This is a genomic window from Leuconostoc litchii (assembly GCF_008107645.1).
Classification (GTDB): domain Bacteria; phylum Bacillota; class Bacilli; order Lactobacillales; family Lactobacillaceae; genus Leuconostoc; species Leuconostoc litchii.
Genome location: NZ_SDGY01000003.1, coordinates 1 through 8,788 on the forward strand (window position 1 = coordinate 1; position 8,788 = coordinate 8,788).

At 29.4% G+C, this 8,788-nt stretch carries 8 protein-coding genes; 5 read left to right on the forward strand and 3 right to left on the reverse strand.

Annotated features, from left to right (window positions below; all coding sequences use genetic code 11):
• Positions 1 to 1,234, reverse strand: a 1,234-nt coding sequence (locus tag ESZ47_RS06800) for a MucBP domain-containing protein (protein ID WP_148605984.1), incomplete at its 3' end; no start/stop codon positions are given.
• 142 nt (positions 1,235 to 1,376) lie between these two features.
• Positions 1,377 to 2,660, reverse strand: a complete 1,284-nt coding sequence (locus tag ESZ47_RS06805) for an Abi family protein (protein ID WP_148605986.1) — start codon at positions 2,658 to 2,660, stop codon at positions 1,377 to 1,379.
• A gap of 1,149 nt (positions 2,661 to 3,809) precedes the next feature.
• On the opposite strand from ESZ47_RS06805, the gene ESZ47_RS06810 reads away from it, so the two are divergent.
• The 5 genes from ESZ47_RS06810 (at position 3,810) to ESZ47_RS06825 (ending at position 7,587) form a co-directional block, all read left to right on the forward strand.
• Positions 3,810 to 4,178 (forward strand): replication initiation protein, encoded by a 369-nt coding sequence (locus tag ESZ47_RS06810; protein WP_244307567.1) that lies wholly within the window; start codon positions 3,810 to 3,812, stop codon positions 4,176 to 4,178.
• Positions 4,179 to 4,298: 120 nt separating this feature from the next.
• Complete coding sequence (locus tag ESZ47_RS06815) at positions 4,299 to 4,886, forward strand: helix-turn-helix domain-containing protein (protein ID WP_148605990.1); 588 nt, start codon at positions 4,299 to 4,301, stop codon at positions 4,884 to 4,886.
• An 819-nt stretch (positions 4,887 to 5,705) separates the two neighbouring features.
• Positions 5,706 to 5,891: a hypothetical protein gene (locus tag ESZ47_RS06820; protein ID WP_148605992.1), complete on the forward strand. Its 186-nt coding sequence runs from the start codon at positions 5,706 to 5,708 to the stop codon at positions 5,889 to 5,891.
• Between the two features lie 449 nt (positions 5,892 to 6,340).
• The gene (locus ESZ47_RS09390; RefSeq protein ID WP_167497055.1) at positions 6,341 to 6,508 is read left to right on the forward strand and encodes a hypothetical protein; all 168 of its coding nucleotides are present in this window, start codon (positions 6,341 to 6,343) and stop codon (positions 6,506 to 6,508) included.
• A gap of 677 nt (positions 6,509 to 7,185) precedes the next feature.
• The gene (locus tag ESZ47_RS06825) at positions 7,186 to 7,587 is read left to right on the forward strand and encodes a helix-turn-helix domain-containing protein (protein WP_148605993.1); all 402 of its coding nucleotides are present in this window, start codon (positions 7,186 to 7,188) and stop codon (positions 7,585 to 7,587) included.
• A 555-nt stretch (positions 7,588 to 8,142) separates the two neighbouring features.
• Here ESZ47_RS06825 and ESZ47_RS06830 read toward each other — a convergent pair.
• Positions 8,143 to 8,703 (reverse strand): recombinase family protein, encoded by a 561-nt coding sequence (locus tag ESZ47_RS06830; RefSeq protein WP_148605995.1) that lies wholly within the window; start codon positions 8,701 to 8,703, stop codon positions 8,143 to 8,145.
• Positions 8,704 to 8,788: the final 85 nt, after the last annotated feature.

The window sequence follows — 8,788 nt, forward strand, 5'->3', positions numbered from 1 at the left end:
TTTTGCCATCTTGATCCACATAGTTCACAACTAAGTCGCCTTGCTTAATAACAGGCGTCTCTTTTTGGTACACGTAGGTAACTGTTGTTGTCCCATCTGTATAAGTACCATTAGCATTAGCAGGTGTTTCAACTAACTTATAGCCCGCAATTTCTTTTGGCTTAGTTGTATAGGAATTACCAATTGTATCTGTGCTATATTCAGAAGGTGAAAGTTTCTGACTATCTTGATCAACGTAATTCACTTCAATGTTTCCGTTATATTTCATTGTATCCAAAATACTTGGTGCAACTTTACTTCCTTGCGAAATCGCATTCGGATCTTTATCATTGTTGCCAGATGTCGCTATTGAAAGATTAAACCCATCTTCTGGTGCATCTATTTCGAACAATGCTACATGAGTATAACCTTTTTCAGACGAGTCATTTTTATCGGCATTATCATTATAATCACGAGTAATAGCTAGATTACCGTCTTTTATAGCATATGGAAGCTTCGAATTATTATCGACATAAATTTTACTAATAGCACTTTCTTGTACTTTAATTGCTTCTTCAAAATCTATATCAGTAAATCCCATATGAAACTTGACAGACATCGGCTTACCAGTATCATGGTTAAAAAACTGATATTTAAAATTTGTAAAATTACCTCTTTGAGCTACTTGTTTGCCAGATCCTGTCGATAAAAATTTATTACCAGACTCTTTAGTGCCTTTTACACCAAAGCCTACTGTTGTATCATTGTTCCCTAAATCAGTAGATAAAATTGTTAGCTTTAGATCGACATCAATGTATTTATTGTCTTGCAAAACAGACATCACATTTGATGCATAGAAATAGGTATCCGACCCCATTTCAGAAGTTTTTATAGTTTTTGGTTTTCCTCCTGTTCCATCAGTAGATAATGAATTAATGTCTTTTTCAGTGCCTTGAATAAATAATTTTAAATCATTTTGACTATTTAATTTTGGTGTTGCAGAATAATCTTTACTTAAATTATTATTTTCTGAAAAATTAAATGTTTGGGCTTTTCCATAATTACTGCCAGCTAATCTATTTCCATTTGTTTGAGGCCAATCAGCCTGACTGTTTTCTTTATTAGTATCTGCTAGAATTGTTTCTGGTGTATCAAAATATGTGTTAACTATTGTAGCCGTACTTAAAATGGTAAAAGCTGTCATACCTGTTACTAGTATTTTTCCCGATTTATACAGTTTATATATTTTTTTCATTTCTTCCTCTTTCTTTTCAATATATTAATTTTAACAAAATATATTTAATTTTTTGCACTAATACTTTAAATGAAAAAGCAGATCTTATATAAAAATAAGACCTGCTTTTTCACTTGAGATAGCCATGATTATGTTAATTACATCATCTTATAAGTGCATTACATATGGAAAAAAATTGAGGATTCAGTAAAAAATAAGTAAAGCTAGCAATTTGATTGGTAGTCGGATTAGAAGAAGGATACTGCATGAAAATTTTAGTAGACATCTGATTTTCATTCTCTTTCAAAGGAATCAAATTAATAAAGTCTAAGTAAAATTCATCTGATAATAAAGTATACTCATCTGAAAATTCAGCAAACAAATAATTTATTATAAAAATAAATGCAAAAAATGATCTCCGAGCAGGGTTAATAAGAATATATTTAGCAGTATAAAGCCCTGTAAGTTGGAGACCCCCATGATACATTGGTGCTATTCCACATTTTGTTAATTGTCTTGTATAAAAACGAATAGGTTCAAACAATTCCCAATCTGAAACATCTTTTCCTGAATTAAACCCAGGAAAAACAGATTTTAAATCGTACAACTCACTCGGCATAAAAGTTAAGTCTAAGATTAATGGAATTAATGGATTTCCATGGGCACTTGCATTTCTAATTTTAGATAATTCTAAAAACATTGTATGAATATGATATAAAAATGTAACATGAACATCTTTATTTATAAAACCAGAAAACACAGAAGCAACTAAAACCCTCAATATTTTTCCTAACTCATCAATAGTCGTTTCTTCTAGGTAAAGAGCCAATGGAGCATTTTTAAGTATAAAATTCTGATCATTTTGAGCGTCACGATCAATATCTAAGAGTTCAAACTCATTTCTAAATAAATAATCTTTCTTTATTTTTTTATTAATCTTGTTATGAATTTGATTTGTTTGATTATTCTGCTTTAAGCATTCATAAATATCTTTACTAGATATATGATTATTAATAGAAATTTTAACAATATAATCTTTAACAGTTCGCTCGATAAATAAAATCCACTTTAAGGTAACTTCTTTGATATATTTATCTTGAGAAATTAGTTCCTCGATAATATCAGGATTATCAACCTCATAAAATTTTCTATAAATAAAGTTATTATAGTTTTCCAAATAGTCTGGTTTAGCATTCTTCAAAATAAATGTTTTTTTATCATTTAAATTTTTTGAGGAAACAGAATAGGCTAGTTTCATGGCCCCATCACGTATATCTTTATTTGCCAGTTTAAAGGAAACTTCTTTAGATAACTGAAGTGTATTTTGAGAAATCATATCTGGAAAAATATAAAATAATACCTTTGCATTAAACCCATTTTCATTCATAGATATAATGCCATAGTTATGATGTACTTCAACAATTGACCCAGTATATGTTTTACTCATTCTAAATTTCCAATCATAATATTTATATTTTCATATTCTAAAATAAATTCCTATTTTCGCACTTTGAAAAATAATATGACAGATTATTTTTATAATCTATCTAAATTTAAGAATTCTCTCTAATATAATATCAAATAAGATGATTATTCACCTATATCAAAAAAATATTATAAAAATTTTAATTGAGTTTATAAAAAAGCGCAATTGCACTAATATTTAATCTGACATATAAGCCAACTATTCCTGAAAAAATATCCTCTGTGTTAAAAAACAACAAGGGCAATCAGTTTGATTTGAGCAGAGGAAGCCCTAAGTATTTAGGACTTTTAAAATTGTTCAAGGTATAATTCAGAATCATATCGCTTGTATCAACCACGTATATCGCTCTATTTGCTTTTCTACCGTCTGCCCAATAGAAAGCCTTACTTTTATAAGTCAATAAGGTTAGAACACGTCAGACACCGCTTAAATCGCTTTATATGCAATTTAAACCATATAGTGTGCTAATGCTATATGCCACTTCTTTGCCAATCACTTGCGGGCGAGCCTACCCTTATTCCAATAGTTCATTGCCCGATACGTTAGCTATTGTATCTTTGGACGTGGTTTAGACGACCTTTCAGCCCTCTTGACGGATACACGCCTGTTCCGTATTAGTTGTTAGGATAACGTCCGACAACGATTGAACAGACGTAAAAAGCGTATCCTCTGTCTGAATGGACTTGTGGATACGCTTTTATATTTCGTCATAGTTATTTGTGTAAATGGTTTACACTACGTCTATAAGTTTGTATAATAGTAAGTAATCTAAAGCCAACATAGAGTTGGAATCTATGTTGGCAAAAACCTGATACTTGTAATATCGTAAGGTCACAAGTCCTAACCTTTGGCGAGGTTGAGGGCTTTTTAATTTGTATTTAAATGTTGGACTTATTATATCCTGAATAACTAAACATTGTAAACCCTATTAATCATTTATTACATTGATTAAAACTTTCAACTGTTCACAATATGGTTTACACTTAACTGGACAGATTGAACAGTTTTCTGAACAAATGGTGAACAATGACTGAACACAAATTTAAGAGTATATCCGAACTTGCCGAACACTTAAAAATATCGCGAACAACCCTTTATAGAAGGGCTAATTTGAGTGATATAGATTTAACAGGGGCGTACTCTGATGAACAATTAGAGCTACTTTCAAGTGTCCACCCAACTGTTCAGCAACTGAACAGTTCAACTGAACAAACTGGACAATTATCTGAACAAACTGAACAACAAATTAAATTTTTAAATAAAGAAATATCAGCAAAAGATAAGCAAATTAAGTTACTTTCTGGTCAATTAAAAGAAAAAGATTTACAGATTAGTTTATTAAACAAGCATCTTGATCAAGCCCAACAACTGCAATTAATTGCTGAAAAACGGTTAACAGAAACAAAGGATACCTTAATTGAGTATCAAGAAAAAGAAAGTCAAGATAAAAAGAGCTTCTGGACTAGATTATTTAAATAAAAAGTTGATTTTCTTGTATACAAAAGGCACTAAGTGCTTTTTTTTATAATGCAAAGATGTTTTGACAGACAAGTTCATCTAATTAATTTAAATTGGATATAACATGTAGGGGTATATTAAATGAAATTAGGCGAACAAATAAAAAAATATCGAAGTGGTTGTAATTACTCTCAAGAAGAATTATCAGAAAAATTGTTTGTTTCAAGACAAACAATTTCGAACTGGGAAAATAATAAAAGCTATCCAGATATTCAAAGTCTTTTGTTAATCAGTTCTATATTTAATATTTCCTTAGATGAACTAGTCAAAGGAGATTTGCCAGCTATGAAAAATCAAGTATTAAACAATAAAGATAGGAAAAAAGAAAACATATATTCTTGGATTATGCTTTTATCTTTTTTGTTAACAGCCCTGTCAATAGGCCCAATATTACTATCTGATAATCTAATTATATTGTGTATACCTTTCTTACTGCTTATTCCTGCTTTGTATTGTGGTTATAGCATTGAATTATTTAACAAATCAGTAGATATAAAAACGTATTCAGAAATTCTTGCTTATACTCAAGGAAAAAACGTTGATGAATTAAGAAAACAAAGAAATAAAATTTCCTATTTTTTTGAGCAATTTGCTATTCTCACTATATTTATAATAATTTTTGTTGGAATATGTGTATTATCTATAACAATGGCACGTTTTTTTATGTAACAATTTCTCTATATTGCTATAGCTAAATTATCTTCTAACATGTTAATTGCATAAAATATAATTGTTCAGTTATAATATAAGTACATTAACTAATAGGTTTGGAGATTCCAACCCTTTCGAGCTCATCGCTGGCAGGCGACGAGCTTTTTATTATGCAAATAAAAACCCCGTCTGGCAGGACGAGGCACATGTATTAACGATGATCATCGAAATACTTTTGCAACCAGATTAACGTTATGCCAACAAAAATTTGCCATAATGCAGCGTTGAGCAGTTGCAATTCATTAACTAATAGTATCAAGGAGACCCACCTCCCTTCACGGCGCTTAATCTTAACGCCTCGTTAAATAATATAACAGATTTAATTTTTGTTGACTATTTCAATAATTTTCATCTAAGTTTACTTTTATAGCGTCCGTTTTGTTTGTTAGTATTTGTCGTTCATCAACTATCCGCTTATCAAAATTTTTTTAATTAACAAAGGGATTGGGAATTTCCCAAACAAAAACATATCAATCTGGATCTGTTTTTACCTCATGTGTATATACACATAGTATGCTCGCAACAAGAACTTTTGTTATTTTTTAAGTTGTCGCTGTAAGCGACTTCTGACACACTGCTTTCTAGCAATTTCTCAACAAGTTTCTTGGTGGAGTGTAAGTGCGCCTTGACCTAAAAAATAGGTCATACGGACTACCATAGAATTTTCTATGTGTAAGTGCGCATTAAACTCATTTTATTCGTTTTGCTGACGGATTATTTTGCTTATTAGTATAATTAGATTAGATACCAATTTAAAGACAACAAGGAGCTTAAATTATGGCTGATAAAAATATTTTTGAAAAGTTGTTTTTGGAAGCTGAAAAAACAAACTTACAAGTATTAATGGATAATGCTTTAAACGAAAAAGATCCCGATAAGAAAAAAGTGTTAATGGCAATTTACACCTATGCCATTGGTAAGAAGCAGAACGAATTACTTAAAAAAAAAGAATTTGTAATTTAAATTGAAGTAGAACATGCCATGTTTCTTTGACAGAAAAAGGTACAACATGAAAAATAATAAAAACTTGAATATCATTATTGTATTTTTGGGATTTTCGATTATTACTGCTAGTATAATTTTTCTGTCCAATAGTTTATCCATAATAGGATCTGTTACAGGTTTTGCAATTATTTTTTTCAGTAAAGATATTGCTAAATATTTTAAAAGTTAAGATGGCAGGTAATATTGTCATTTTTTGATGTTGATTTAATCTAGCTGTTTTATACTCAATACATAGTCAACTTACATGACTATTCTCTTCTCTCCCTAAAATTTTTTTCATAACCAAATATTCTCTCTCAAATCAAAAAGACTGTTTTTCTCCCAGAAACGGTCTTTTTACTATTTACGAAAATGACTTATGTATTTGTCAAAATTATTGATAAACTAGTTCTAGAGGGAATCTATCAATGAAAAAATTAAACGCACAAAAACTAATCTTCTTGATCCTGATGATGATGAGTCTCAATGTCTTGCTGACAGATCATTATCAAGTTATGAATAAAACGTTAGCACTTTTTGGCATTGTCCTAACGGTCTTGGCTTTTACAAAAACTAAAAAGCACACAAAAGCTTAATCGCTCTTAACAAATTCACAAACCAAAAACGTTATTAAACTAAGGTTTAGAGAGTTAGACCAATTGAAAAAAGTGAAATTCACAAAGTTGCTGATGAATAGAAAAGCGCTATCCCAACTCGCTGTAAGGATAGCGCTTTTCACTTGTCATAAGATGGATTATGTTTTACTTTTGACAGTTATGAAGTAACTACAAGAAACTATAATGATATCTAATAAAACTGAAACTATTGCTAAAACTATAAACGATGAATAATTGACATAACTATCTTCTATAAAACATATTGACTGAAAAAAAGATTAGGTGATATACATAAGAAAAGTTATTAAATAGTGGAAACTATTATTAATAAAATCACTTTGACTATTGGATGCGATTTCAAATAATTATTAATTTTTTTGGTCATTCAAACGCTCCTATTTCATAAAAGAATAACAAAAAAATCATTAATGTTAAATATTTTCAATGTGACTTATTACTAAATTTATGATGTTATAACTTATTTATGCAACCTAAAGATATCATTTAAATCAATACTTTAAGTACTATTTGCAAGTGTGAGTTGCGTTATAAAATTAGTAATAGTTGCTTTGATAATGCATAGAATAGCTCACTGTTGCTACTGTATTAAACGGATATCTTGTATGATTAATTCATATTAATTTAGGAGAGTGCAAATGGAGTTTAGTACACAATTAAAAAAAATAAGAACTGAAAATGGATGGACACAAGACGAATTAGCTGAAAAATTATATGTTTCTCGACAAGCAATATCAAAATGGGAATCAGATGAATCAGTTCCTGATTTGAATAACTTGGTTAAACTAGCTGAAATATTAAATACGCCTTTAGATCATTTAGTTCTTGGACATACTATTGATAGTATATCTATAGGTCCAAAAATTGATTACTCTGAATTTACATATGATCCAACTAAAGAAAAATATGTTAGGAAATTTGGGAATATGAATATATGGGATTTTTTAGAACAACATAAAATAATGTCAACATTCTATATAGTTATGGGCGTTTTCAGCTGTTTATTTATTTTTGAGCATTTTATTAATCTTTTTCACTAATCACAAAGTACTAAATTTTGATTTTTATAGTTATTTTTAGACAAAAAGGTATGCACAAAAATATTTTTATTTGCATACCTTTTTGTACGCAGAGATATTTTCTAAACATATTTATAACATACCTAAAAATGTTTTTATGACAATAAATTCATTAAAAATATTGTTAAAAAAAGCTATGTTTTAAGTGAAAAAGAGTAGATTTTTTGCAAAAGCATATTGTACATCAAAAACACCATAAATCTTGACGATTAATGATTTTCGAATATATTTTATACTGTTTTATGATTAAAATTATTCAAATTTGCATTTTTATTATAATGATTCTAAAATATAGTAAGATGGCATTTTTCGCGTTAAAATTTTTTTTGTTAATAATAACCATTTATCAAGAGAAAAGGGTGCACAAAAATACAAATTAATGCACCCTTTTTTGTGTGCATTAATTTGTATTTAAGCACCATAAAATAAGTATATATATTATTTTTATAACAAAAAATTTATTTAAATCGACACTAAGAAAACCAAAGATTTTGAAAGCACATTAAGGGAGCTAAACTATTCGACAAACATTTTTTTAATATATTGTACAGTTCTCGGTGATATATTGAATGCTTCAGCAGTTACTTTAACAGTATGTGTTTTTGAATATTCAAAGATAGCCCGATTTCGGCTATCTTTTTTTCTTTTAGGTCGGCCTTCCTTATAGTTAGGATTGTGCTGCTTAGCAAATACCTTTCCTGATTGTGTACGCTCAATGATCATGTCACGTTCCATCTCCGCAACCGACAATAAAGTTCTAACAATCATACGACCCATAGGAGTGTTATCAATCGTACCTAAATTTAAAACTTTGATAACAATTTTTTCTTTTAATAGGGAGTCAATTAGATTTAGCGCTTCTCTTGTGTTACGAGCAAAACGATCCAACTTTGTGACAATTAAAGTATCGTTTGGTTCCACTAAATGAACTAACTTTTCGAATTGGGGACGTGTTGTCGTGGTCCCAGAATATTTTTCGCTCATAATAATATCAGCACCAGCATTCTTTAAACTATCTTTTTGTTCATTTAACGATTGTCCCGCTGTTGAGACTCGTGCGTAACCATAGACTGTCATTTTTCACCTCATTAAATTGCATAATTAAATTGCATAGTACAAAGCCTATTATAGCAAGGAATAAAAAAAGTGCAAGATACTTATA

Coding starts and splice junctions, on each gene's coding strand:
- ESZ47_RS06805 (WP_148605986.1), bottom strand. CDS start 2,660: ATGAGTAAAACATATACTGGGTCAATTGTTGAAGTACATCATAACTAT.
- ESZ47_RS06815 (WP_148605990.1), top strand. CDS start 4,299: ATGAAATTAGGCGAACAAATAAAAAAATATCGAAGTGGTTGTAATTAC.
- ESZ47_RS06820 (WP_148605992.1), top strand. CDS start 5,706: ATGGCTGATAAAAATATTTTTGAAAAGTTGTTTTTGGAAGCTGAAAAA.
- ESZ47_RS09390 (WP_167497055.1), top strand. CDS start 6,341: ATGAAAAAATTAAACGCACAAAAACTAATCTTCTTGATCCTGATGATG.
- ESZ47_RS06825 (WP_148605993.1), top strand. CDS start 7,186: ATGGAGTTTAGTACACAATTAAAAAAAATAAGAACTGAAAATGGATGG.
- ESZ47_RS06830 (WP_148605995.1), bottom strand. CDS start 8,703: ATGACAGTCTATGGTTACGCACGAGTCTCAACAGCGGGACAATCGTTA.